Below are 577 nucleotides of genomic sequence, written 5' to 3'. Positions count from 1 at the left end.
CATCGCCTCGGAAGCGGCGGCCAAGAGCCATGGCCTGACGCCGATCGCCCGCGTCGTTGCCGGCGCCACTGCCGGTGTGCCGCCGCGGATCATGGGCATCGGCCCTGCCCCGGCCACGAAGAAGCTCTTGGAGAAGATCGGCTGGACCGTCGATCAGCTCGATGTGTTCGAGCTCAACGAAGCCTTTGCCTCGCAGGGTCTGGCGACACTGCGCGAGCTCGGCATTGCCGACGACGATGCGCGCGTCAACCGCAATGGCGGCGCCATCGCGCTCGGCCATCCGCTCGGCATGTCCGGCGCCCGCATTGCCGGCACGGCGGCATTGGAACTGGTCGCGACCGGCGGGAAACGTTCCATCTCGACCATGTGCATCGGTGTCGGTCAGGGCATTGCGGTGGCGCTCGAACGGGTGTGAGATGACAGGCTTGCTGGCGGATTTCGCATTGCCGGCACGGCGGCATTGGAACTGGTCGCGACCGGCGGGAAACGTTCCATCTCGACCATGTGCATCGGTGTCGGTCAGGGCATTGCGGTGGCGCTCGAACGGGTGTGAGATGACAGGCTTGCTGGCGGATTT

Annotated in this window: 2 pseudogenes; both read left to right on the top strand. The window is 66.2% G+C overall.

Features of this window, described 5'->3' with window-relative positions:
- A pseudogene (locus AC1D0P_RS27355) lies at positions 1–415 on the top strand (3-oxoadipyl-CoA thiolase); the annotation flags it as partial.
- Positions 416–427: 12 nt separating this feature from the next.
- Positions 428–553 (top strand): annotated as a pseudogene (locus AC1D0P_RS27350) (3-oxoadipyl-CoA thiolase); the annotation flags it as partial.
- Positions 554–577 lie beyond the last annotated feature (24 nt).

This window comes from Polaromonas sp. P1_G2, assembly GCF_056405515.1.
The sequence above is the reverse complement of the archived record's forward strand: the minus strand, read 5'-3'. Positions and strand labels throughout refer to the sequence as shown.